Here is a 24,385-nt window from a genome sequence, read left to right as displayed (position 1 = left end):
CATGAATCGTACTCAATACAACAGTCCTTTGAACACGCGCTACAGCTCTAAGGAGATGAGCGCCATCTTCTCTGAAACGGAAAAGTTTAAGACCTATCGCAGACTTTGGACAGAGCTTGCCCGGGCGGAGATGGAACTCGGACTCAACATTACCGACGCCCAGGTGCAGGACTTGGCGGATCACATTGAGGACATCGACTTTGAACGGGCGGCGGCCTATGAAAAGGAACTTCGCCATGATGTCATGGCCCATGTGAAGACCTACGGCGAGGCGGCACCTTCGGCGAAAGGCATTATTCACCTGGGCGCTACCAGCTGTTTTGTCACGGATAACACGGACATTATCATCATGGGTCGGGCACTGCAACTTGTGCGCAAAAAACTGGCGGTTCTCATCGACAATTTATGCCGCTTTGCCAACACCTATAAAGCGATGCCCACCCTCGGCTTTACGCACTACCAACCGGCACAGCTGGTCACCGTGGGGAAGCGGGCCACGCTGTGGATGCAGGACTTCCTCTTTGATCTGGAAGATTTGAATTACCGCCTGGAGCACCTCAAACTCAGAGGCGTCAAAGGCACCACCGGCACCCAGGCGTCCTATCTGGATCTGTTTAACGGCGACGACGACAAAGTGCGCCGTCTTGAAGACAAAGTCGTCCGAGCTATGGGCTTTACCGACGCCGTCAAAGTGAGCGGTCAGACCTATACTCGAAAGATCGATGCGCAGGTGATGAGTGTGCTGCAAGGCATCGCCGTTTCCGCTCACAAGATGACCAATGACATTCGTCTTCTGCAAAACTTAAAAGAACTGGAAGAGCCTTTTGAAAAGAATCAAATCGGCTCCTCCGCCATGGCGTACAAACGCAACCCGATGCGTTCCGAGCGGATTGCATCCCTCTCGAAGTACATCATCGCGCTGAGTGAGAGTCCGTCGCTTGTGGCGATGACACAGTGGCTGGAACGTACTTTGGACGACTCGGCGAACAAGCGCCTGAGCATTGCGGAGTGTTTTCTCGGTGTGGACGCGGTGCTTGAGATCGCCATTAACGTCACCGACGGGATGGTGGTCAATGAGAAGGTCGTGGCTAAGCATGTGGCGGAAGAATTGCCGTTTATGGCGACGGAAAATATTTTGATGGAAGCGGTCAAACGCGGCGGCAACCGTCAGGAACTTCACGAAGTCATCAGGGAAAATGCCATGAAGGCTGCGGCCAGGGTGAAGCAGGAAGGTCTTGACAACAATTTGCTGGAACTCTTGGTGGCGGATCCGAGAATCGACTTCACCGAAGATATGGTCACTACGGTTCTTAACCCTCAGGCCTTTATCGGTCGGTGTCCGGCTCAGGTGGATGAGGTCATCGCCTTTGCAAAAGAGCTGATTGCGCCGTATCTTTCCGATTATCACGTGGAACTCAACGTCTGATGGATGAAACTTTTTTCACAATTGGTCCCCTTTGGGGACCTTTTTTCATATAAAGTCAAAAAGAGACGCGTAAAACATTGTATTTACGGGGTCGTGTGATAAAATAAAACCTATAAAATGTTTTCATAATGGAGGTTAACATGAATAGAAAACTGAAAGATCTCATTCTACTTGGAATTTTCATCGTCATACTTTTCATTTCTACAATCAGCAATCAGTTTTCAACGGACATTCTATGGAAACAAGATAACTCTGTACGGGAATACCAAGGTCTTCTCTTCAATGCACCGGCAGATATCACGGGACTCAAGGTGAGTCGGGGCAACACACAGGAGGGTCTGGTCACCTACAACGTAGAGTTCTCTTACATAGGATCGGGTTCCGGTCTGAGAATCTTAGGCACCCCCGTCAGACAGGTTTTCTTTGATGAGGGCCTGACACCGAAACACAGTGAAGTGAAACTCAGAGGTGACTACAGCAAGATCAACGATCTGCTCGTCAACGAAAAGCTGACCGTCAAGCCTCACGGCGACAATGTGCCGCCGTTTGAAGCACGATCGACCATGCGTGTGGATTTGGATCCGGAGGTGGAACACTACGCCTTCACACTGCACTATGCACCCCTTGAAACCAACTATCGCATGACGGACAAAGTGGCGGATACCAGTGTGTTTATCACTAACGCCAAAGTGGATAAGTTCACCAACTCTCAAACCAACACCGATGCCAAGACGACGACATTCTCCGAGTCAGGCTTTACGGTGAACGTAGAAGAAAATCAAAATTCAAGCACTATGAGCCACGTCACTTTCCTTGACACCGTCTCCAAAGTGGTCTTTATCGGCGCCGCCCTTGGCGTTGTGGCGCTGATTTATCTCACCCGTCGGGAACACCACGCTCTTGTTATCGTGTTGATGATGCTCATGGTCCTCAGCTTCTACCGTATGTTGGATATGGGTGCGACCACGATAGGAACCCTGGTGGTGATGCCGATTGTCTTCTACATCGGAACCGTCCTCGCCCGCTTTATGGGGAAGGAGCGTCTCCATGTGAACGGCAAAGAGCTCAAGCAAAATTTGGCTTTCACCGTGGTCTTTTTTGTGGCGGCGCTGGTGCTCATCGTGTTGCCGCAAGCCTTTTAATGGCGTACAATGAAAGTTTTGTGAAAAGAGTCTGTAAGGACTCTTTTTTTTGTAGGGCAGGACGTTTGAGAAAACATTTTCAAATTGAATCATTCAGCCACATCGGTTATAATGAACATATAACAATAGGAGGTATGTATGAAAAAGAAATCTTTATTACTCATTATGTTGCTGTCCCTGGCAATGTTCTTAGTTGCATGTGGCGGCAACACTGCCAATGACAGCGCTGCTGCCAACGAAGCTGCCGCCAACGGCAATGCAGCTGCTGAAGAAGGCGCAGCACCTGCCAGTGATCTGGTCATCGGTTTTGTTACTGATGAAGGCGGCATCAATGACGCTTCGTTCAACCAAGGTATCTATGAAGGTCTCGGATTAGCGGAACAAGACCTCGGGATCACCCGTGTCTACAAAGAATCTGCAGACTCTAAGGACTATGCACCGAATTTTGAGGCGATTCTTGACGAAAATGCTGATTTGATTATAGGTGCCGGTTTTAAAATGGGCGCTGACATCGAAAAAGTTGCAAAACAAAACCCTGATGTAAAATATGCGATTGTTGACCATGCACCTGAAGAAGCCATTCCGAACTTATTGGGAATTACTTTCAGAGACCAAGAACCTTCTTTCTTAGTCGGTTACATTGCAGGTCTTACCACTGAAACCGGAAAAGTCGGTTTTGTCGGCGGACAAGAAGGTCCGTTGATTGGTTCTTTCGAATGGGGTTACAAAGCCGGTGTTCGTTATGCAGCTCAAGAACTTGGTACTGACATTGAAGTGCTGACACAATATGTTGGCGGTTTTACCGATGCGCAAAAAGGTAAAGCTATTGCAGCTCAAATGTATCAACAAGGCGCTGATGTCGTATTCCACGCAGCCGGTGGTGCCGGAGACGGTGTTATCGAAGCGGCTAAGGAAGCTGACAAATGGGTTATCGGTGTTGACCGCGATCAAAATGAAGCCGCTCCTGACAATGTATTAACTTCAGCTATGAAGAATGCCAACGTTGCTGTATACCAAGTTGTTCAAAAACTGGTTGAAGAAGATGCTTTTGACGGTGGTCAAAACATTGAACTTGGCCTTTCTGATGAAGGGGCTGTAGGTATTGCACCAACATCCGATAAAAATGTCAAACCAGAAGTACTTGAAAAAGTTAAAGCTGTTGAAGAAAAAATTATTTCAGGTGAAATTGTTGTACCTGAATCTGAAGAAACATTCAACGCTCAGTAAACTTGATTCAAATAAGCCGGGGTTTCCCGGCTTTTTTTGTATCCCGACGTCGCACCTCCCGAAGGCGGGATAAGGATGTTGACACTGTAAAGACTTGATGAAGGTTATGGGGCACAGTATTTCCATGCCGCTTGAAGCGGTCTTGTTCACGGGACTTGTCATCGGAGTGACAGCAGGAAAGGGTTCGCCAAAACTGTGAAAATGGTTAAGATAAAAGGTTTCAACAACTGTATTTTTTAGTATAATAAACTAAAAGGAAGTGAGAACATGGAAAATGCGCAACCTCTTGCTGTGGAGATGCGACAGGTGACTAAAAAATTCGGCAGCTTTACGGCAAATGATAAGATAGATTTAGATATTCGCCAAGGTGAGATTCATGCTCTGCTCGGGGAAAACGGCGCAGGGAAGAGTACGCTGATGAATATTCTCTACGGTCTCTACACCCCGACCGGTGGGGAGGTCCTCATCAACGGCAAGACCGTGAATTTTTCAGACCCCAATGACGCCATTGCCGCAGGACTTGGCATGGTGCACCAACATTTTATGCTCATTCAACCGTTTACGGTGGTGCAGAATATTATTTTGGGCAAAGAGCCGTTAAAGGGCATGGCTGTGGACATGGCCAAAGCGAAAGCTGACGTCGAAGCACTCTCGGCAAAGTACGGTTTGAGTGTCGATTTGGATGCAAAAATCGAAGATATTTCCGTGGGGATGCAGCAACGTGTAGAGATTTTAAAAGCACTTTACCGCGGTGCGGACATTCTTATTCTCGATGAGCCGACGGCGGTCCTCACGCCGCAGGAAATTGACGATTTCATCAACATTATCAATCAACTTTCTGAACAAGGTAAGACCATTATTATCATTACACATAAACTGCGTGAAATTAAAGCGATGGCCGATCGCTGTACCATTATTCGCCGCGGTCAAAAAATTCAAACGGTGCAGGTGTCCGAAGTCAATGAAGATGAACTGGCGGACATGATGGTCGGGCGCAGTGTGGATCTGCATGTGGATAAAGCCGATCAGGAACCGGGGGAGGTCATTCTGGAAGTCCGTGAGCTCAAGGCCAAGGATTTTCGCGGCGTGGATAAGCTTAAAAGTTTGAACCTCACCTTGCATCGAGGGGAAATCCTCGGCATTGCGGGGGTGGACGGCAACGGTCAGTCGGAACTGCTCGCAGCGCTGACCGGCCTTCACAACATCGAGTCCGGGCACATTCTCTTAGGCGGCAAAGACATCACCGGCGCCACGCCACGAGCTATTCACGAAGCGGGAATGTACAACATTCCGGAAGATCGTCAGGCACGGGGTTTGGTTTTGGATTTTACCATTGCGGAAAATTTGATTTTGGAAAAATTCTATCAAAATCCGTATTCCAATAAGGGTGTCTTGGAACACACTTACATTGATGAGCACGCGGCGGAGCTTGCGGAGACGTTCGACATTCGTCCTCGGGAGATTCATCAAAAGGTCGGGGCGCTCTCCGGAGGGAATCAACAAAAAGTGATTATTGCACGAGAAATTATGAACAACCCGGATGTGCTCATTGCGGCGCAGCCGACTCGAGGTCTTGATGTCGGGGCGATTGAATATGTCCACCGTTTTCTGGTGGAGCAGCGCAACAACAATAAAGCTGTCCTTTTAATTTCTTTTGAGCTGGATGAAATTCTTTCGCTGTCCGATCGCATCGGCGTTATCTATGACGGACAGATCGTCAAAGTTCTGGACGCGGGAGCGACCAATGAACGGGAAATCGGCCTACTGATGTCCGGAGGTGTGAAATGAAAAAAAATCGCATGGTCTATACACTCATTTCCGTCCTTTTAGGCTTTTTGGTCGGATCGGTAATCTTCCTCATCAACGATATTAATCCCCTTGAAGCGTATAAGGTCATTGTCCTCGGGGCAGTGAGCAAACCGTCGTATCTGTCCTGGGTCGTCGTGAAAGCCATTCCGATTATTCTCACCGGGATTTCCGTGGCCTTTGCGTTTCGCACGGGACTTTTTAACATCGGCTCCGAGGGGCAATATATTGTCGGATCCATCGGTGCTTTTGTCATCGGCTATCTGCTTCATTTGCCGCCGGTCATCCACGCTGTATTTGCCCTTCTTGTGGGCGGACTGTTCGGCGGTCTTTGGGGCGGCATTGTGGGACTTTTAAAGAGTCGCTTCGGCATTAATGAAGTTATCTCATCCATTATGTTTAATTGGATTGCTTTTTACTTCAGCAATTATATGCTGAGCTTTGATCTCTTCAGAAAACCTGGAACGGACACGTCCTTTGAGATTCAAAACACGGCGAATATTCAGATTCTCGGCAATTGGAAGCAATCTGATGCCGGCATTGCCTTTATGCAGGACAATCCGGTGATCAGGCAAATTCTTCGCCCACCTTTGAACTGGGGACTTGTCCTTGCTGTGGTGACAGCGATTGTGATCTATTATCTCATCAAGAATACCACGTTGGGCTATCAACTCAAAGCCGTAGGTTATAACCCCCTTGCCGCAGAATATGGCGGCATTGACATTCGTAGAAATCAAGTGGTGTCCATGGGTATTTCCGGCTTTATCTCAGGCCTTGCGGGGGCGGTGACAGTGCTTGGCGTATCCTTGAACATCGGTGTGATGGCATCTCAGGAAGGTTACGGCTTTAACGGAATGGCAGTGGCGCTCATTGCAGGGAACAATCCGCTTTTGTGTATCCCTGCAGGATTGTTGTTTGCCGGGTTAAACTACGGCGGCGGCAAGCTGAATTCGGCGCTCAACACGTATTCTGAAGTGGTCAATATCGTCATCGGTATTATTATCTTCTTCATCGCCATGCCGAAACTGTTGGACATTATCGGTGGCTTTTTTACCGGTGCAAAAATGAAAAAAGATAAGGAGGCTACTAAGTGAACACACTATTCGGGATTATAAGTATTACCTTGCTCTACTCTGCGCCTCTTATCTTTACCGCGTTAGGCGGCGTTATCAGTGAAAATGGCGGCGTGGTCAACATCGGTTTGGAAGGAATGATGGCTCTTGGCGCCGTGGTCGGTGCGACGGTGGGCTTTTATCTCGGCAATCCGTGGCTCGCTTTTCTCTGCGGCGGTCTGGCGGGTATGGCGCTGTCGCTCTTACACGCCGTTGCAACCATTCATTTCCATGCCGACCATGTAGTTAGCGGGATTGCCATCAACCTCATCGGACCGGGACTTGCCCTGTTCCTTTGCCGGGTGTTCTTTGACGGGGCGGCCATGAGTAAGTCCATTCCTTTTGAAAACAAATTGCCTCAGCTTTTCCGCGATGTCTTCACACCGGAGCTTCTTGAAAAGATGCCCTTTATGCGCTATGTACAGATTGTCTTTCAGCAATATATCATTGTCTATCTAGCCTTTTTCCTGGTCTTGCTGATGTGGTATCTGCTCTATCGGACGAAGCTGGGACTTCGGATTCGCGCTGTGGGAGAACATCCTCAAGCGGCAGAAACACTGGGGATCAATGCCTATAAAATCAAATACATTTGTGTGCTTGCCTCCGGCTTTTTAGCAGGTCTTGGAGGTGCCAGCATGAGTCTTGCCATCGTCTCCAACTTCCGTGAGACACTGATTTCCGGTCAAGGTTTTATCGCTCTTGCGGCAGTTATTTTCGGGAATTGGACACCACAAGGTGCCTTTATCGCCTGTCTGCTCTTCGGGGCATCTCAAGGGTTGTCGGTTATCCTGGGTACGCTGGGAATTCAAATCGACACGAACTTACTTGCCATGCTGCCGTACATCATCACGCTGCTTGCGCTCATCTTCTTTGTGAAGAGTTCGAAAGCACCGGCGGCGGACGGCGTACCTTACGAACGCAGTCACTAATCCAAACGCCAGCTTAGGTTGGCGTTTTTTAACACGAGAGAGGTTCTATGAATATCAATTGGTATCCCGGTCATATGAAAAAGACTGTGGAAGAGATACAGAAAAAACTGAAACTGGTGGATTTCTACATTGAAATACTCGACGCACGCATCCCTTATTCCAGTCAAAATCCTTTACTGAGAGAGATGTTAAAACACAAAAAGGGTTTGATTTTGCTGAATAAAAAAGATTTGGCCGACGAGGCCATGAACGCACGCTGGGCGGAACACTTTTCTCAAAATGGCAACCGAGCCATGCTCTATACGGCCACCAAACCGGCGCCTGAGAAAATTGTGAGCGAAGCAAAGCTGCTTATGGCGGAGGAGTTGGAGCGTCAACGGGATAAAGATGTGAACTTCGGGCCGCTGCGTGCGATGATTGTAGGGATTCCCAACTCCGGAAAGTCCACCTTTATCAACGGTATCGTGGGGAGCAAGTCGGCCAAGGTGGGCAACCGTCCCGGCATTACCACCACACATCAGTGGATTAAACTGGGCGGCGACTTGCACCTGCTCGACACGCCGGGGGTGCTGTGGCCGAAATTTGAAGATCAGGATGTGGGTTTGAGTCTGGCGTTTACCGGTGCGATCCGCGATGAAATTTTGGATACCGAGACTCTGGCGCTGCGTCTTATTGAAAGGCTCCAAGAGGTGGCGCCGACTGCTTTGACGACGCGTTACGGCGTGGACACCGAGGGCGAAGGATTAGCGGTGATGGAGGCGATCGGACGGCGTCGAGGTGCGTTGTTAAAAGGAGCGGAGATTGACTATACCAAGACGGCCGGGATTATTCTCGACGAGTTTCGAAAAGGCGTCCTGGGTCGTATCACATTGGAGAGGCCGGATGGAAAACTTTGAAAGTCAATATAAAGCGCTGGGGTATTCCCACATTGTGGGGATTGATGAAGTGGGGCGAGGCTGCCTTTTCGGCGATGTGGTGGCCTGTGCGGTCATTATGCCGGAGAGCCGTATTGAAGGCGTGAAAGATTCCAAGAAGCTCAGTCAGAAGAAACGTGAAGAACTGTACACGCTGATTTTAAAACATGCCGTGGCGGTGGGGATCGGCCGGGCCGACGCTCAGGAAATCGACAGCGTGAACATTAAGAATGCCACACACCTGGCGATGGAGCGCGCGGTGAACAATCTCAGAGATCAAAAGAATCGCAAGGTCTATACGGATCTTCTGCTCATCGATGCGGAGACGATTAACCTGAAAGTTGCTCAAGTGCCGTTGATTCACGGGGACGATCGCTGTTACAGTATCGCCTGTGCATCCATTGTCGCCAAGGTCTATCGGGACAGTCTGTGTCAGCAGTGGGATGAACGCTACCCGGGTTACAGTATCGCCGCGAATAAAGGTTACGGCACTGCGATTCACCGTCGGGCGCTTCAGTCTAAGGGGCCGTCTGCCATGCATCGTCGCAGCTTTCTTGGCAAAATTTTGGAGCCGAAGGGATGAACCGCAAAGCTTTCGGCGACCTGGGGGAAACCGTTGCGGCGAATTATCTTGCGGGACTCGGCTATACGATTTTAGATCGCAATTACCGCGCCATGGGCACGGAACTGGACATCATCGCCAGAGACGGCGCCATTCTCGTCTTTGTAGAAGTGAAAAGCAGAAGTTCCGTAGCTTACGGTCACGGTTTTGAAGCGGTGGATGAGCGAAAGGTGGCGCACATCGTTCAGACCAGCCTCGACTACATACAGCGCCATGGACTCAGTCACATGCAGGTGAGATACGATATTGTCGAATATTATAAAAATGGCGAGCTCAATCACATCCGAAATGCCATTGAACTTTGAGAGGTGTCTATGTATTCAGAAGCTTTAACCTGTTCGCTTCAAGGTCTTGAAGGGGACGTGATCACGGTGGAGTCGGACCTGACTAACGGTCTGCCTAAATTTGTCATTGTGGGATTGCCGGATGCGGCGATTAAAGAGTCCATTGAGCGCGTGCGCTCCGCCATTAAAAATTCCGGCTATGAGTTCCCCTTAAAGCGTATTACCATCAATCTGCAGCCGGCGAACCTTCGAAAAGACGGGTCGCAAATGGATCTTGCCATCGCGATGAGCATCCTCTCTGCCGGGGAAGATTTTTCCACCGAACCCTATGTCATCATCGGCGAACTTTCTTTAGACGGGACCGTCAATGGGGTGAACGGCTGTCTTGCCATGGTGATTTCCATGCGGGCAAAAGGGTATAGGCAGTTCATTGTGCCGTTTGAAAATCGCAAGGAGTGCAGTGTGGTGGACGATGTGGCGATCTTTCCGGTCACAAGCCTGAAACAGGCGGTCAGCTTTGTTCGCGGCGACGATGATGTGGCGCGGTTCATTGGGGACTACGACGCCAAGCCTGCCGACTTCGACGTGGACTTTTCCGATATGAAAGGACAGCCGTTTCTCAAGCGAGCTTTAGAAATTGCCGCCGCCGGACGGCACAATCTTTTGATGATCGGTGAGCCGGGAAGCGGCAAAAGCATGGCGGCAAAGCGACTGCCCACGATTTTACCGCCTCTGAGCTTTGAGGAAGCGGTTGAAGTGACCAAGATTTACTCCGTGGCGGGGCTGTTAAAGGACGCGTCCCTCATCACGCAGCCGCCGTTTCGTGCGCCGCACCATACCGCGTCGGCTGTGTCGCTCATCGGCGGCGGACGCGTTCCCAAACCCGGCGAAATTTCTCTTGCCCATAACGGTGTACTTTTTTTAGATGAGTTGCCGGAGTTTTCCAAACAGGTTATTGAAGTGCTGCGTCAGCCGTTGGAGGATAAGATCATCACCATTTCCCGGGCCAATGCGAGTCTGACTTATCCGTCAGATATGCAGCTGATTGCCGCCATGAATCCGTGCCCTTGTGGATATCATCACTCCAAGCACCACACGTGTAGCTGCAGTCAAGGCGATATCAATCGCTATCTGGCCAAGGTGTCCCATCCGCTGTTGGACCGTATCGACATCCATGTTGAAGTCGAAGCGGTGAAGTATGAACACCTCAGCAGTGATGATGTGGCAGAGAGCTCCGGGACTGTTCGGGAGCGTGTCAAAGCGGCACGAGCTGTCCAAAGTGAGCGCTATCGGCGCGAGCCTTTCTCCTGCAATGCGGATATTCGGGAGAAACGCATTGCCGCGTACTGCAAGTTACAGCCGTCCTCTCAAGCCATTATGGATATGGCGTTTAAAAAATATGCCTTCTCGGCCCGAACCTACAACAAGATTTTAAAAGTAGCTCGGACCATTGCGGATCTTGCCGGGCGGGAAGCGATTGCAGATGGTGATGTACTGGAGTCCATACGCTATCGCAGTATGGACAGCAAGTATTGGAGCTAAGTATGGATTTACGGGATTTTTATCTCTACACGAACAGCTTGCAGATTGAAGCGGAGCAGGTTCAGAGTATTTTGGCACACATTCCGTCTGTGGACGTGCTGTTTGAGGCGGACTTATCACCTCTTGCGCCGAGTGTGAGGGCGAAGCTTAAGACGTATCAGCCTGAGGTGTTGGAACGACTGAAAGCCACCTTGGAGCGAGAGCGCATTACGGCACTGACCTTAGCGGACGCGGCGTACCCTATGGCGCTTCGTACTATTGAAAATCCGCCGGCGGCACTCTATGTCAGAGGAGATTTGTCTTTGGAATTTACTTGTGGCGTGGGGATTGTCGGATCACGCAAAGCCACAGCCTATGGACACAGTGTGGTCAACTACATTGTGGACGGCCTGCAGGCGGCAGACGTCACGGTCATTTCCGGTATGGCTTACGGCATTGATGCTTTGGCCCATACTCGAGCGCTTGAGAACGACCTGCCTACCATCGCCGTACTCGGTTCAGGAGTTGATGTGATCTATCCCAAGGCCAACCGTCAGCTCTATGAGAATTTGGTAGTGCGTGGCGCTGTGATATCGGAGTATGCACCGGGCACACCGCCGAACAGCTTTCGCTTTCCTAGGCGCAACCGTATCATCTCAGGGCTCAGTCGGGCGATTGTGGTCGTGGAAGCTATGGAAAAAAGCGGGAGCCTCATCACGGCACGTCTCGGTGCGGAACAGGGGCGAGAGGTGTTTGCCGTACCGGGAGCCATCAACAATCCGGCTTCCTTTGGCACCAATCGCCTTATTCGTGACGGCGCACTTATCCTCTCCGATGTGGAGGATCTGTTAAGTGTGCTGCCGAAGCGCCGCAAGGTGGAGGCGGCTTCCGTGGAGCTGTCAGAGGATGAACAGACGGTTGTCGATGCAATTGCCGGCGGCGCCGCATCCATTGAGGGACTGCAGCGGACACTTCGCATGGATATCCGGGCGCTGTCCGGTATTCTCACCGTATTGGAACTCAAAGACATCCTCACCGTGAGCGGGACAGAACTGACATTACATCGCCATTAAAAAGGACCTCGGATGATTGCGAGGTCCTTTTGTGTACTATGCAATAAATTGGGTGAGAAAGATCAGCACAATGGCGAGGGGCGTGATATATTTGATGCTTACGCGCATCCAGGCCTTGACCCCGGGCGACTTGATGTTGGAGGCGTCAATGACGTTGTCAATGCCCCAGACGTAACCGGAGAAGATGCATATGGCAAGACAGCTCACCACGAGGACGTAGTTGCTTTCGAGGACATCTAAAAAGCTGAAGAGGGCGTCGTTGTGAATGGAAAAGTAAGCGATAGCGACAATGGGCACGGCACTGATGAGAATAGCAGGCATACGGTTTAGATTGAACTTTTCCATGAGCAGACCCACGATGGCCTCGTAGACACCTACCGACGAGGTGAAGGCTGCAATGTAGAAACCCAGATAGAAGAGGATGGCGAGAAAGCCGCCGCCAGGCACAACGTTAAAGGCGTTCGGCAACGTGAGAAAGCTCAGCGTCACACCTTCGGCCACTTCCAAATCCGTGGCAAAGACCATAGGCAGCACCATTAAACCGGCGAGGACGCCGGCAACAATCAGAGAGATACAAATCATGGACGAACTTTTAAAAATATTTTCATCTGGGTCTTTAATATAGGAGCCGAAGACCATGGAACCCAGCATACCAAGACCCAGGGCGAAGAACGCCTGACCCAGGCAGGTGAGCAGACCGTTAAAAGAAAACTTGGCAGGATCAGGAAGAAAGAGAAATTTCACACCTTCCATAGCGCCGTCCAAACGGAGCACGGAGATAATGACCGCCGCCATAATGATAAAGAGCAGTGGTAACAGCACTTTTGAAATACGCTCCACACCTTTTTGGACGCCGAAGATCAACACGCCGATATTAAGCGCCAGATTGAACATGAAGAAGAGAAAGACTTGGGACTTGTTGCCGTTAAAGGCATCAAAGAACGCCACGACGCCGGCGTTATCCAATCCCATAAGACTGCCTTCAAAGCCCACGACCAAGTATTTAAAAATCCACGAATAGATGGGCGCGGTGTACCCTAAGATCAGTATCGCGGCAAACAGGTGGACATACCCTGCCAGGTAGAACTTGGACTTGGGTGCAATCGTCTTGTAGGCATCGATAGCGGTGTGCTGTGCATGAAAGCCGATGGCGACTTCACAGGTCATAAGCGGAATACCGATTATAATGATGATAGCGACGTAGAGCAAAATAAAAATCGCGCCGCCGTTTGCGCCGACGACATAGGGAAAGCGCCACAGTGAGCCAATGCCCAGGGCGAGGCCGATAGCCACGAGAATAAATCCCCAGATGGAGCTGAAACCTTCATTTTTTTTCAAAAAATCACCTCTTGCGTGTAGTATAGATGAAAAACAAAGTTGTGGCAATAGTTTAAATGGGAACAGTGACGACGTGAAAAGTTTTTTAAAAAATTTGTAAAGGGTTCTTGACAAATATCTTCGGACAAGGTAATATCTTACATAGCGTTTGTGCTATCGTAGCTCAGCAGGTAGAGCACTACATTGGTAATGTAGAGGTCACGGGTTCGAATCCCGTCGTTAGCTCCATTTATACTTTGTTGTGGATCCTCATTATGTATGGGGATCTATTTTTATGCTCAAATCTTTGGACGGGGCGACGCCGTGGCGTAGGGGCGATATAGAGCGGTGACACGGAATAGGGCTGAGTTTTTGTTTATCCCAACACAGGTACGGAGATGGGATCATGACACGCATTTTGAGTTTATCGGGCAATAGAATTGACATTGTTATGATTTTTTAGTTTTAAAGTGAGTCAAGATTCGATATACTGATTGTGTATGTAGCAGGGAAAGGGAAGGGAGGACATATGGTTATTGTATTTGATATGGACGGCACCTTGGTGGAGTCCGGAGAAGGGATTGTCAACAGTTTCATCTATGCCTTTCAAAAAATGGGGCTCGCGGTACCGCCGAAGCGGGAATTGGAACGCTACATCGGTCCGCCGCTCAAAGAGACGTTTAAGCTTCGATTCGGTTTTACACCGGATGAGGCTGCCACGGCATTAAGTTACTATAGAGAGTACTACAGACAAAAGGGGAAGTTTGAAATCCGTCCTTATGACGGGATCACTGAGCTGGTCAAGCAGCTTGCAAAAACCCACACCATCGCGCTGGGAACTTCCAAACTGCAGGAGAGTGCCGAGGATATTTTAGCGCATCTGAAGCTCAAAGACTACTTTTCCGTGTTCAGCGGTGCGACACAGGACGATACCCGAGACACGAAAGTCAAAGTATTGGAGTACGTGTTGGAACAGTTGGGGCCGACGGAAGCACCTATCGTCATGGTCGGAGACCGCTTCTATGATATGGAAGGGGCAACCGCGCTCGGTCTGATTCCTATCGGAGTGAGCTGGGGGTATGGCGATGAAGAGGAGCTGACAGCTTCCGGCGCGAAAGCCGTTGCAGCTGATGTCCATGAACTGGAGGCCATTTTAACGACATTGGATTTTGTGGCGTCATGTTAGGAGTGAAAGGATGCCAGTTAACTTACCGGTAATTGACACTATGAATATTGTCCTGGAAACCGTCGGCACGATTGCCTTTGCGTTTTCGGGAGCCATGCTTGGCATTCGAGGGAATATGGATTTGATGGGGACCTTGGTTTTAGGACTCACCACAGCCCTTGGGGGCGGCGCAACGCGAGATATCTTTCTCGGTTATAATCCGCCAAGTATGTTTCGGGACACCGGCTATGTCAAGCAGGCTGTTGTGGCGTCGCTCATCGTGTTCATCATCTGTTATCTGCGTCAGGAGATCATCAGCTCCCGGGCGATGGCACGATTTGAACGGGCTATGGTATTTTTCGATGCTTTAGGTCTTGGCGCATTTACCGTCACCGGGATGAATCAGGCCATTGCGCTGGGCTTTCGAGAGCACTGGTTTCTGGTGGTGTTTTGCGGCCTGCTCACCGCAGTAGGTGGCGGCGTCATTCGGGATATCTTTGCCGATCGGACGCCGACGATTTTTCAAGAACAGATTTACGCCTCGGCGGCCCTGATCGGCGCTGTGGTCTATATGCAGTTTTTCGGAGTTTTGCCCCAAAACGTCCTCATGCTCATTACCGCAATGATTGTGGTGGTAGTGCGTATGGTGTCTGTCTATAAGGACGTGGGGCTACCTAAGATAAAGTAAGAGGTTATTATGAGTATAAAAATTGTGATTGACAGCGGGACGGATCTGAACCCGCACATTATTGAAACCTGTGAGATAGACGTGCTGCCTATTGATATCTCCACCGATGAGGCGGTGTACAGTGCGGACGAGATCAGCATCGATGAGATGTTTGCGCGGCAACGGGCGGGGGAAACCTTCCGTACGGCTCAGGTCTCTCAATACATCTATGAAACCGCTTTTGAGAACTATGCCAAAGCCGGGGACGAGGTTATCTATTTGGCCTTATCCAGCGGTCTGAGTGCCACGTGCGCCTCGGCCATGAAAGTGGCGGAGACCGTCAATGCCAAGTACAACGGGAAGATTCACGTCTATGATACGTTGCTTGCGACTTTCGCAACAGGTTATATGGCTTGGCGTGCGTGCGCTCTCGCCAAAGAAGGCAAGTCCTATGAAGACATTAAAAAGACGCTGGACTTTATTCGAGATCATGCCACCGCCTATTTTTCTGTGCGCAGCTTAGAGTTTCTCCAGCGAGGCGGGCGAGTCTCCAAGACTGAAGCCATTGTTGGAGGACTGTTAAATATTCGTCCCATGCTTCAAATCACCAAAGACGACGGCTCCTTACGGGTCATTGACAAAGCTCGCGGCGACAAAGCCATGATGAAAAAATTTGTGGAGCTCTTTGATCCGAAAGCCTTGCCTTGCCCTGTGATTATCAGCTACGGCGACGATGATACCTATGCGAAAAAACTCAAAGCCCACATGATGGAAGCTTACCACATCCCTGAAGAGGACATCCATTTTATTCAAGTGGGACGGATCGTCGGCGCTCATGTGGGTCCGGAATTTTTAGGCTTGCTTTCCTTTGATGGGAAAGAGGAAGACTATGTATAAAAAAGTGACTGAAACCTTAACGGCTGCGGCGCTGAAAAAGCGAGCCATGTTTCAGCGTTCGCTGATAGCTTATCTCGTGGCTGCAGCGATAGCCGGAGCCTTTATTGGTTTCGGCGTCCTCACCATGGGCATGAGCGGCGCCATCCTAGGTGAGCTCACTGTGCCTGTGCACAAGATTTTTAGCGGTCTGATCTTTTCTATGGCCCTCTCTCTGGTTATCTTTGCAGGCGGTGACCTCTTTACCGGCAACATTTTAACCCTAGGCACCGGCGCGATGAATCACGGTCTGTCGTGGCGGGATGCCCTCACCATTGTCGCCACCTCCTATATTGGCAACTTTCTCGGCGCTGTACTGCTCAGCTGTCTTTTTTTAGGCACCGGTTTCGGCGACAGCGCCATGGGCGAGATTGTCGTCGGCCTTGGGATTGCCAAAGGGACGCAAACCTTCGTTCCTCTTCTGTTTAAGGGGATTTTGTGCAATGTCCTCGTGTGTCTTGCTGTGTACTGCTGCAATAAGATGAGCAGTGAGTCCGGCAAGCTCATCATGATTGTCTGGTGCATTCTGCCTTTTGTTGGGATCGGCTTTGAACACAGCGTGGCCAACATGACGGTCTTTACCTTGAGTATGCTGCTCTCACCGGACGTGACACCCCTCATGGCACTGCACAACTTAGTCCCTGTGACCATCGGCAATATCATCGGCGGATTTTTAGTTGCCGGAGGCTACTTTTACCTTGGGGAAAACGAAGGCCTCTAACATCAACTTAAGGTTAAAGCTATACTCTTTAGAATACAATAGTTAAAAAGGTATTGTAGCTTGGTTGTTTTTAATCGTGCTATTTGCTATAATCAAGGTGTTGAAAACATTTCCACTTTAGGAAAATCTACATAACTATTAGGTTATAGGAGACGAAAGAAGGAGAGAAAAATGACAGATACACTAAATCCACTAGTAGCGGCACAACAAAAAGTTAAAGCTGCATGTGACAAACTCGGTTGCGATCCTGCAGTCTACGAACTGTTAAAAGAACCAAAACGCGTAATTGAAATTTCCATTCCGGTAAAGATGGATGACGGCAGCCTCAAAGTATTCAAAGGCTGGAGATCCGCACACAATGACGCAGTAGGTCCGGCAAAAGGTGGCGTACGTTTCCATCCAAACGTCAACATGGACGAAGTTAAAGCACTATCCCTTTGGATGACCTTTAAAGGCGGAGCACTCGGCCTTCCATACGGCGGCGGCAAAGGCGGTATCTGTGTCGATCCATCCGAACTCTCCGACAGAGAACTTGAGCAACTCTCCCGTGGTTGGGTACGCGGCGTCCACAGATACATCGGCGAACGCATTGACATTCCGGCACCAGACGTTAACACCAACGGCCAAATCATGAGCTGGTTCATGGACGAATACATCAAACTCAACGGCGAAAAAGCCGACCTTGGCACCTTCACCGGTAAGCCAATCGCATTTGGCGGCTCACAAGGACGTAACGAAGCCACCGGATTCGGTGTAGCTGTCGTAGCAAGAGAAGCGGCAAAACGCTTCGGCATCGACTTCGCCACAGCAAAAATCGGTCTTCAAGGTTTCGGTAACGTTGGATCCTTCACCGCAAAGAACATCGAACGCCAAGGTGGCAAAATCTGCGCACTCCTCGAATGGGACAAAGCAGAAGGCAACTACGCACTCTACAATGAAAACGGCTTAGACTTCAAAGCCCTTCTCGACTACAAGAATGAACACAAAACCCTCGTAGGCTTCCCAGATGCAGAAAAAATCAGCGATACCGACTTCTGGAGCAAAGAATACGACATTCTTATTCCAGCAGCCCTTGAAAACGCCATCACCGGCGAATCTGCAAAACACATCAACGCAAAAATGGTTGCCGAAGCAGCAAACGGCCCTATCACTCCAGAAGGAGACAAAGTCCTTCTCGAACGCGGCATTCCGGTAATTCCAGACATCTTAACCAATTCCGGCGGCGTACTCGTATCCTACTATGAATGGGTACAAAACCAATACGGATACTACTGGACCGAAGCAGAAGTTGAAGAAAAACAAGAAGCCGACATGATGAAAGCAATCAAAGGCGTCTTCGGTGTATGCGACGAATACAACGTTGAACCAAGAGAAGCCGTTTATATGTATGCTATCAGATCCATCGACGAAGCAATGAAGCTCAGAGGATGGTATTAATCTGAATTTACTGAACAAGTCACTAAAGAGTCTCTTCGGAGGCTCTTTTTTTATAGGTGAGTCGACAGACCTAGGACAAGATGTCTATAGGAGTCTTTAGAGATTACATTTATATTACAAATTTTAAAAAATAGCGCAAACTATAGATATAAATCGCCCCAGAGGGTATACTGGGAGTAAGTAAATACTACGCTCATTACGCTAAGGTAAATAAGGAGGAATTATGAAACTCAATAGAAGACGGATTACATCCGTGGCACTTGCATTCACATTGGCTGTTGGTGTCGCACCTATGCACACCTTTGCAGCGGAACCTGCAGATGAACCGACTGTACCGGCAGTGACAGCGCCTGCCAATGATACTGAAGAGGCTAAACCAGAAGCTGAAGAAGTTGAAGAAACTGAAGAAACTGAAGAAACTGAAGAAGCTGAAGAAGCAGCGGAAGAAGCTAAACAAGCAGCGAAAGAAAGTTTGGAAGCGGCTATTAAATCGGCAAAGGAAAAGATTGCCGGAGATAAGTACACTGCTGAGTCTGTTAAAGTTGTCCAAGGTGCTATTGAAGTAGGTGAAGCATCCCTTAAAAAGGCCGACGCAACGACTGAAGAGTACACCGCAGCTAAAGCTGTCCTTGACACAGCAGTTAAAGGTCTAAAAGAAAAGAAAGAAAAGACGGAAGCGGAAACTTTTACCGGCACGCTTCATTTGACTGAGGATTATGGTTCTAAAGTTTATGCGAAAGATCTTTTAGGTCTTCCTGAAGGCGCAAAATTTGAGACACCAAATCTTGTCTTAACTACCAATTTAACGAAGGATGTAAAAGATCAAGTTAAGGTCATCTTTAAAGACAAATCAACTAAAATGGTAGACTATACGATTACTGTGCGCGACGTGGAAGTTCGACTCGGCACACCTACCGTACACTATAACAGAGTCACAGGGACTGCCACTCCGGGCGCTAAAGTACGTCTGTACAGAAACAACTCACTAGTTGGAAGCGACACTGCGGATACCTATGGAGATTATTCCATTTCCTATAACTTCGGCAGCTATAACAACAACTACTATGGCGGCAACTACAACATCAGCAAGAATGCACAGCCTACTTACGTAGATGGCTATACATCACCAAACGCCTATGTGGAAGCGTATAACGGCACTATGTATTTGGGATCTGGCTATGCTAATGCCAACGGGTACTACCGCATCAACCACACTTATGTAAGCAACACCTACAACACACGTGTGACTTCCGGCGGTTCTTACGGCGGTAACTATGGCTATTACTATGATCTGAGCGACTTTACGATTCAAGCTGAAAAAGACGGCAAGACGACTGCCAAGTACAACTTGAGAAATGCCAATAAAGACTATAACGAAGGCGGTTGGCACTGGAACGATCCTCGCGATCCATTCTATGGCAACTACACGTATTCCGCACACGTCACTTCTGCAGTACCGGGCAGTTACACTGTCAGCGGTAACAGTGTCAACGGATTTGCCAGTGTATCTGTCTATGACAGCCTTGGCAAGTACCTCGGCAGCGCCACGGCAAACTCCAGCGGTGTGTTCACCGTGACGACCAACCGCGCTCTAAAAGAGGGCGAAACGCTGACCATTAAGACGTCACACCAAAATTATCGGGGCACTTCCGTCACATATAAAGTGGCAGGTAAAGCAAGCAACCAAGTTTACAACTACACTGTGGATATGAAGATCGGCAACGGTACTATGACTATCGTGAAAGACGGCAAGACTACCACATCCACTATGGACGTTGCGCCTTATATCAAAGACGGTCGCACCATGCTTCCAATTCGCTTCGTAGCTCAAGCATTGGGATACAACGTAACTTGGAACGATGCTACCCGTACAGCTACGTTCTCCGACGGAAAACACGTGGTGATCATCAACATTGATGAACAAGATTTCACTGTTGACGGTGCGAAAATGCGCTTTAGCGTAATGCCTGAAATCAAAGATGGCCGCACTATGCTTCCGATCTCTGAAATCGGCAAGGCTCTCGGCATGACTGCCGGCGATAAGGGCCAAGGCAAGAACATTGAATGGGATGCTACCAACCGTGCCGTTCGCATTCAATTGACCAAATAACAAGTTCTGAACTTAAGAGAGACTTCGGTCTCTCTTTTTTGTTTTAACGGCGCAGCATGTCTAAGGGTTCCTTGTCTTAGATAGATGAGGGCAGTTGGACCGAGGAAAGAGACAATGATGGGGTACAGACGTCGCTACCGGTTGTAAGGGGGCTAGCCTTTGGCTGAAGCTGCAATAAAAAAGCCTCTCAAGAAGAGGCGGATGGTGCTAAAGGGATTGGGGGGTGAGAGTGGCAGCTTCGGGGTCAGGTCCTCGCAGTCTGGTGGTATAGATTGGTTGTGAAGACATGAGAGAGACTGTTTAAAGCGTCACACTGTCATCAGCTCACAAAACAATGCTATGGGTGGCTTCCCTGATGGACGACGTCGATGTCGCATTTTGTCGCTTCAAGGGGGTTGGCAAAGAGTTAGGTGGATCACGGACAGATCCGTGGTATACGCGGCGTAAACAGTGGAGGTGAGTCCGTCCATCGAGGCATAAGACGTGAGGTCTATAGTAGATGTGAGGCGTTGTCGGGACTGTTCGCTGTCGTTATTATCGACTAAGATGCGAGGACAGAGCAGATCGGCAGGAGGTTATCACACGAAGATGACGTGGCTGATGCCGGAGATGAGCAAGGTCGCAATGAGGTTACCCAAGGCGATAGTCGGTATGGCTTGGATAAGGCGCAGGTTCATCAGCGCAGCCACAAGGCTTGCGCCGTACACGCCGGTGCCGGGAATCGGCAGTGCGGTAAAGACAAAAAGAGCTAAGCGCTCATACTTTTTAATTTTATCCCAATCTCGTTTTGATTTGCGTTCCGTTTTTGCCACGAGAGTCTGAGTCAGAGGTCGGTGTCGAAGCAGATCAAAGACGGGTCGAATCAGTTTGATTAGAAAAGGCATGGGCACCAAAGAGCCGAAGTAGGAGAGGGCAGCGGCTTCCATGGTAGGCATACCGAAGGCGACTCCCACGGGGATAGCGCCTCGTACTTCAATAAAAGGCAGCATGGACAGCAGCATCACGGCTACCTCATGGCCTACGTGTTCTGTAATAAATTGTTGGATGAGTTCCATAGTTTCACCGTCCTTAGCATAGCATAAAGCCTGAACGGTGTAAAATTAAGTCGTCGATGCACTGTCGGCAGTGACAATCCTTTTGGAGTTATGAGGAAGAGAGCCAGTGTGTGCATGTGTCTTAAGAGAAATCCGTATAAAGAAAGCCTGCTTCGGGAAAGTGACCGCGAGCAGGCTTTCATATTTTAATGGGTTCGATACATCCGAATGGATTTTGCGACAGTGGACCATGTCAAGAGATGTACGGTGAGCATTAAGCTTTCGGCTGAATGAGAATATTCGGCGCGACATAGTGTTTATCGGCACCGCCCACTGTGGCATCATAGCCGATTCGGGTGTAAGGTGCAATGAAGGTGCCGTTGTAGATAAAGAGTCCCATGACGGCGCTAAAACCGTGGACTTCAAGCTCGCCGTCATCGTTAAATTCGACGAAGGGAAGGGGATCCATGGCATAATACTCTTGATAGATGGACGGACGTGTCGCTGCATCCCGCACCAAGTCTTCCCATTCCTTTTGGGTGAAGCTTTTACCGGCATAGACACCGTGGCCCGCGTAGTCGTCGATGGGTTTGATAATCCACCGATCCTTGTCTTCGAGCACGTTGCCTAATGTGGCCTCGTTGAGATGGTCGGTGAACGGGATGTGAGCTTTGACAAAGTGTTGTTCCTCGTCGCTCAGCAGTGCCATGGTCATTGGATGGTGGAGAATGTGAAAGATCAGCTTGGTGTGCATGATTTGTGAGCGGAACGAGCCGATCATCATAAAGGCGTTGTCCAGGTAAGCTTGAGTGAAGTCGGCGAGGGTGTCGTAGACTTTCATATATTCCGCGGTGACGACACGACGATAGACCATGTCGATGACGTAATCGCCGCCCATCAGTTTGCCGTCTTTATAGGTGAGATCTCTGATATCGAAGATGTCACAGGTGTAGCCCGCCGCTTCAAAGAGCCATTTGAATTTTTTAAACTCGTAGGTGGCGCCGATGTCGAGAAAGTCTACAATGGCGATGTTCGGTTTTCTGTGATAGCGGGACTCATAGATGGAGGTGGAGGCTTGAATCCACGGCGTGAAAAGATCCACATTCTCCAACGTGTAGCGCTCGCCGAAAGCCTTCATACCTTTGGTTTCCAGGAGCAGGTCACCTACGGTGTTGTCCTTATTCATGGCGCTGGAGCCGTCGGTGTTGAATTCGATAAACTTATAGTTTTCACCGCCGTTATAAAAGATGTCGTAGCGTGCCATGGGGACGTCAATGTCGTAACCCGGGTCGTGGAGAATGAGCGCTTCGAGCTGGGGACTGAAACCGAAAAGCTTGCGGTACTCGCTGTCCTCCAAGTAAGCATTCACCACTTTTTTAGTGAGATCCATCAGTCGTTTTGAGATATCATCCAGCGCCTTACGGTCTGCCGCATCGTAGAAGAGACCCTGATAGGTGACGGGTACGGGTTTATCTTTATAGATGGCGTTGGAGTGGGCCACGTCGTCTTTGAGTTTGAGATAGTCGTCGTAGTACAGCTTCGGGTCACGACGGATCAGTTCGATATACTCTGTCGCGTAGTGCTTATTAAACATTGCGATCCACCCGGTTGTAATCAATGGCAGCGCGTAAGCCCTGTGCTTCATAGATTGCTTTAAAGACGTCCTTTGGTGAGTTGCCGCTTTCAATAATGTTTTGGAGCGGCTCGAGGAAGTGCGCTTCGTCACCGAGGGCGTCGTGTGCCAAGTCATAGAGTTTTTTCAGGTGTTCTTGAAGCGAAAGGCCGTTATAGACACCTTGCAAGCCGCGGTGGGCAGCCTCGTCTTTGGCCTTCATGACATCGGCGTAGGTCGTGCCGTCATAGATAGCGTGGAGGGCTTTTAAGTTGTCTTTGGAATAGAACAGGCCTTTAACGAGAGCCAGGGCGGCAAAGTTCAGAGGATAGTTCACGCCGTCCATCATGCGAAACTCCAGATACGTTTTTAGACGCAGATCCGGGAACACAATGGAGATGGCATGGAAGATGGCGTCGTCGCCGTCTTTGTCAGGATCGAACAGCTCTTTGAACGGCTTTTTATCCACAGAGCGAATCTCGCCGTCTACGTCTTCAAAAATCGGTGTGGTGTTTAAAATAAATTCGGCATAGGACTTATAGCTGAGGTCATCAAAGGCGAGAGGCAGAAGTCCGGAGCGCGATGTATCGGTTTTTTCCCACACGGTTTGGCGAATGTTATAGTCTTCATACGGTGCCTTTTCAAAGATGTAGGCGTTGTCGAAGGCGGCATAGAGGATAGGTGCAATGGCACTGCCGAGGAAGTATTTGGATTTAAAATCCTCTTCATCGCAGTAGTCAATCGTGGCCTGAACCGATGCCGTACCTTTCATCATATTCCACCCCATGGTATCGTCGCCGCCGAGGGAGTGGAAATGGTTGAACATGTGGTCATAGCGGATTTTCGGAATGAGTTTGATATCGTCAATGGACGCGACGGGATTGTAACCGAGAGGCACCAGGATTTGGTTGTGCTTCTCAAAGATAGGTAAGATGGCGCCCAAAATTCGCCGATAGGCCTCACTCATCTGCTCCAGGGACTTGCCGGCTGTAATGCTGATTTCAAACTGGCTGCCCGGTTCTAAGGAAACGGAGAATTCATCGGTATCACAGCCGAGAATTTTGCCGTTGTTTTCGTAAGGCACGGCATCGAAGAGCTCGGCAATCTCATGAAGCGTCTGTTCAATCGTATGCTTGCCCTCGCTGTCACCGTAGTAAGTAATGTGTTCCAATGTGTCTTTATCTAGAACGAAGTGCTCGAATTCACATCCGATAGCATAGTCCGATTCCGGCACTTCGCCACTTTTAAAATACTGAATAACGCGGTCAAGTTGTTTATTGTAATCCATAGATACCTCCTTAAACACTATAATATATACCCATGTGACCAAGCG

21 protein-coding genes and 1 tRNA gene are annotated in these 24,385 nt (G+C 49.4%); 18 read left to right on the top strand and 4 right to left on the bottom strand.

Going from position 1 to position 24,385, the window contains the following annotated elements:
- The first annotated feature begins 1 nt into the window (after position 1).
- From purB to dprA, 11 genes are all read left to right on the top strand, one after another.
- Entirely contained in the window at positions 2-1,426 is a 1,425-nt protein-coding gene (purB, locus tag O6R05_RS06885) for an adenylosuccinate lyase (RefSeq protein WP_271191252.1), read from the top strand.
- A gap of 140 nt (positions 1,427-1,566) precedes the next feature.
- Positions 1,567-2,568, top strand: coding sequence for a hypothetical protein (locus O6R05_RS06880; RefSeq protein ID WP_271191251.1), 1,002 nt, complete (start codon positions 1,567-1,569; stop codon positions 2,566-2,568).
- Between the two features lie 138 nt (positions 2,569-2,706).
- The gene (locus O6R05_RS06875) at positions 2,707-3,795 is read left to right on the top strand and encodes a BMP family lipoprotein (protein ID WP_271191250.1); all 1,089 of its coding nucleotides are present in this window, start codon (positions 2,707-2,709) and stop codon (positions 3,793-3,795) included.
- Positions 3,796-4,062: 267 nt separating this feature from the next.
- Entirely contained in the window at positions 4,063-5,583 is a 1,521-nt protein-coding gene (locus tag O6R05_RS06870; RefSeq protein WP_271191249.1) for an ABC transporter ATP-binding protein, read from the top strand.
- Complete coding sequence (locus O6R05_RS06865; protein ID WP_271191248.1) at positions 5,580-6,695, top strand: ABC transporter permease; 1,116 nt, start codon at positions 5,580-5,582, stop codon at positions 6,693-6,695. Before O6R05_RS06870 ends, O6R05_RS06865 begins: the two co-directional genes overlap by 4 nt.
- Positions 6,692-7,642 (top strand): ABC transporter permease, encoded by a 951-nt coding sequence (locus tag O6R05_RS06860; RefSeq protein WP_271191247.1) that lies wholly within the window; start codon positions 6,692-6,694, stop codon positions 7,640-7,642. The genes O6R05_RS06865 and O6R05_RS06860 overlap by 4 nt, the downstream gene beginning before the upstream one ends.
- 47 nt (positions 7,643-7,689) lie before the next feature.
- A complete protein-coding gene (gene ylqF / locus O6R05_RS06855) occupies positions 7,690-8,538 on the top strand; it encodes a ribosome biogenesis GTPase YlqF (RefSeq protein ID WP_271191246.1) in 849 nt (282 codons plus the stop codon).
- Complete coding sequence (locus O6R05_RS06850) at positions 8,525-9,139, top strand: ribonuclease HII (RefSeq protein WP_271191245.1); 615 nt, start codon at positions 8,525-8,527, stop codon at positions 9,137-9,139. The genes ylqF and O6R05_RS06850 overlap by 14 nt, the downstream gene beginning before the upstream one ends.
- Positions 9,136-9,483, top strand: coding sequence for a YraN family protein (locus O6R05_RS06845; protein WP_271191244.1), 348 nt, complete (start codon positions 9,136-9,138; stop codon positions 9,481-9,483). The genes O6R05_RS06850 and O6R05_RS06845 overlap by 4 nt, the downstream gene beginning before the upstream one ends.
- Before the next feature lie 9 nt (positions 9,484-9,492).
- Entirely contained in the window at positions 9,493-11,004 is a 1,512-nt protein-coding gene (locus O6R05_RS06840; protein ID WP_271191243.1) for a YifB family Mg chelatase-like AAA ATPase, read from the top strand.
- A 2-nt stretch (positions 11,005-11,006) separates the two neighbouring features.
- Complete coding sequence (gene dprA / locus O6R05_RS06835; RefSeq protein ID WP_271191242.1) at positions 11,007-12,056, top strand: DNA-processing protein DprA; 1,050 nt, start codon at positions 11,007-11,009, stop codon at positions 12,054-12,056.
- A gap of 36 nt (positions 12,057-12,092) precedes the next feature.
- On the opposite strand, the gene O6R05_RS06830 is transcribed toward dprA, so the two are convergent.
- Positions 12,093-13,394: a sodium-dependent transporter gene (locus O6R05_RS06830; RefSeq protein WP_271191241.1), complete on the bottom strand. Its 1,302-nt coding sequence runs from the start codon at positions 13,392-13,394 to the stop codon at positions 12,093-12,095.
- 152 nt (positions 13,395-13,546) lie between these two features.
- On the opposite strand from O6R05_RS06830, the gene O6R05_RS06825 reads away from it, so the two are divergent.
- From O6R05_RS06825 to O6R05_RS06795, 7 genes are all read left to right on the top strand, one after another.
- Positions 13,547-13,622: transfer RNA gene (locus O6R05_RS06825), tRNA-Thr, on the top strand.
- Between the two features lie 280 nt (positions 13,623-13,902).
- A complete protein-coding gene (locus O6R05_RS06820) occupies positions 13,903-14,559 on the top strand; it encodes an HAD hydrolase-like protein (RefSeq protein WP_271191240.1) in 657 nt (218 codons plus the stop codon).
- 10 nt (positions 14,560-14,569) lie between these two features.
- Entirely contained in the window at positions 14,570-15,226 is a 657-nt protein-coding gene (locus O6R05_RS06815; protein ID WP_271191239.1) for a trimeric intracellular cation channel family protein, read from the top strand.
- 9 nt (positions 15,227-15,235) lie between these two features.
- Positions 15,236-16,102 (top strand): DegV family protein, encoded by an 867-nt coding sequence (locus O6R05_RS06810; RefSeq protein WP_271191238.1) that lies wholly within the window; start codon positions 15,236-15,238, stop codon positions 16,100-16,102.
- Positions 16,095-16,859 carry a formate/nitrite transporter family protein gene (locus tag O6R05_RS06805; RefSeq protein ID WP_271191237.1) on the top strand — a complete coding sequence of 255 codons (765 nt, stop codon included), beginning with the start codon at positions 16,095-16,097 and terminating at the stop codon, positions 16,857-16,859. Before O6R05_RS06810 ends, O6R05_RS06805 begins: the two co-directional genes overlap by 8 nt.
- A 171-nt stretch (positions 16,860-17,030) precedes the next feature.
- Entirely contained in the window at positions 17,031-18,296 is a 1,266-nt protein-coding gene (locus O6R05_RS06800) for a Glu/Leu/Phe/Val family dehydrogenase (protein ID WP_271191236.1), read from the top strand.
- Between the two features lie 223 nt (positions 18,297-18,519).
- A complete protein-coding gene (locus tag O6R05_RS06795) occupies positions 18,520-20,406 on the top strand; it encodes a stalk domain-containing protein (RefSeq protein WP_271191235.1) in 1,887 nt (628 codons plus the stop codon).
- A 578-nt stretch (positions 20,407-20,984) separates the two neighbouring features.
- On the opposite strand, the gene O6R05_RS06790 is transcribed toward O6R05_RS06795, so the two are convergent.
- The 3 genes from O6R05_RS06790 to O6R05_RS06780 all read right to left on the bottom strand — a co-directional run bounded on the left by O6R05_RS06790 (position 20,985) and on the right by O6R05_RS06780 (position 24,340).
- A complete protein-coding gene (locus O6R05_RS06790) occupies positions 20,985-21,461 on the bottom strand; it encodes a COG2426 family protein (protein WP_271191234.1) in 477 nt (158 codons plus the stop codon).
- Positions 21,462-21,714: 253 nt separating this feature from the next.
- Positions 21,715-23,034, bottom strand: a complete 1,320-nt coding sequence (locus O6R05_RS06785; protein ID WP_271191233.1) for a glutathionylspermidine synthase — start codon at positions 23,032-23,034, stop codon at positions 21,715-21,717.
- On the bottom strand, positions 23,027-24,340 hold the full coding sequence (locus tag O6R05_RS06780) for a glutamate-cysteine ligase family protein (RefSeq protein ID WP_271191232.1): 1,314 nt from the start codon (positions 24,338-24,340) through the stop codon (positions 23,027-23,029). The genes O6R05_RS06785 and O6R05_RS06780 overlap by 8 nt, the downstream gene beginning before the upstream one ends.
- Positions 24,341-24,385: the final 45 nt, after the last annotated feature.

Origin of the sequence: Peptoniphilus equinus, assembly GCF_027921445.1 — a bacterium.
GTDB lineage: Bacteria > Bacillota > Clostridia > Tissierellales > Peptoniphilaceae > Peptoniphilus > Peptoniphilus equinus.
This window is presented reverse-complemented; position numbering and strand designations above follow the sequence as displayed.

Coding starts and splice junctions, on each gene's coding strand:
- O6R05_RS06800 (WP_271191236.1), top strand. CDS start 17,031: ATGACAGATACACTAAATCCACTAGTAGCGGCACAACAAAAAGTTAAA.
- O6R05_RS06780 (WP_271191232.1), bottom strand. CDS start 24,340: ATGGATTACAATAAACAACTTGACCGCGTTATTCAGTATTTTAAAAGT.
- O6R05_RS06880 (WP_271191251.1), top strand. CDS start 1,567: ATGAATAGAAAACTGAAAGATCTCATTCTACTTGGAATTTTCATCGTC.
- O6R05_RS06820 (WP_271191240.1), top strand. CDS start 13,903: ATGGTTATTGTATTTGATATGGACGGCACCTTGGTGGAGTCCGGAGAA.
- O6R05_RS06815 (WP_271191239.1), top strand. CDS start 14,570: ATGCCAGTTAACTTACCGGTAATTGACACTATGAATATTGTCCTGGAA.
- O6R05_RS06845 (WP_271191244.1), top strand. CDS start 9,136: ATGAACCGCAAAGCTTTCGGCGACCTGGGGGAAACCGTTGCGGCGAAT.
- purB (WP_271191252.1), top strand. CDS start 2: ATGAATCGTACTCAATACAACAGTCCTTTGAACACGCGCTACAGCTCT.
- O6R05_RS06785 (WP_271191233.1), bottom strand. CDS start 23,034: ATGTTTAATAAGCACTACGCGACAGAGTATATCGAACTGATCCGTCGT.
- O6R05_RS06840 (WP_271191243.1), top strand. CDS start 9,493: ATGTATTCAGAAGCTTTAACCTGTTCGCTTCAAGGTCTTGAAGGGGAC.
- O6R05_RS06865 (WP_271191248.1), top strand. CDS start 5,580: ATGAAAAAAAATCGCATGGTCTATACACTCATTTCCGTCCTTTTAGGC.
- dprA (WP_271191242.1), top strand. CDS start 11,007: ATGGATTTACGGGATTTTTATCTCTACACGAACAGCTTGCAGATTGAA.
- O6R05_RS06790 (WP_271191234.1), bottom strand. CDS start 21,461: ATGGAACTCATCCAACAATTTATTACAGAACACGTAGGCCATGAGGTA.
- O6R05_RS06870 (WP_271191249.1), top strand. CDS start 4,063: ATGGAAAATGCGCAACCTCTTGCTGTGGAGATGCGACAGGTGACTAAA.
- O6R05_RS06805 (WP_271191237.1), top strand. CDS start 16,095: ATGTATAAAAAAGTGACTGAAACCTTAACGGCTGCGGCGCTGAAAAAG.
- O6R05_RS06850 (WP_271191245.1), top strand. CDS start 8,525: ATGGAAAACTTTGAAAGTCAATATAAAGCGCTGGGGTATTCCCACATT.
- ylqF (WP_271191246.1), top strand. CDS start 7,690: ATGAATATCAATTGGTATCCCGGTCATATGAAAAAGACTGTGGAAGAG.
- O6R05_RS06810 (WP_271191238.1), top strand. CDS start 15,236: ATGAGTATAAAAATTGTGATTGACAGCGGGACGGATCTGAACCCGCAC.
- O6R05_RS06875 (WP_271191250.1), top strand. CDS start 2,707: ATGAAAAAGAAATCTTTATTACTCATTATGTTGCTGTCCCTGGCAATG.
- O6R05_RS06795 (WP_271191235.1), top strand. CDS start 18,520: ATGAAACTCAATAGAAGACGGATTACATCCGTGGCACTTGCATTCACA.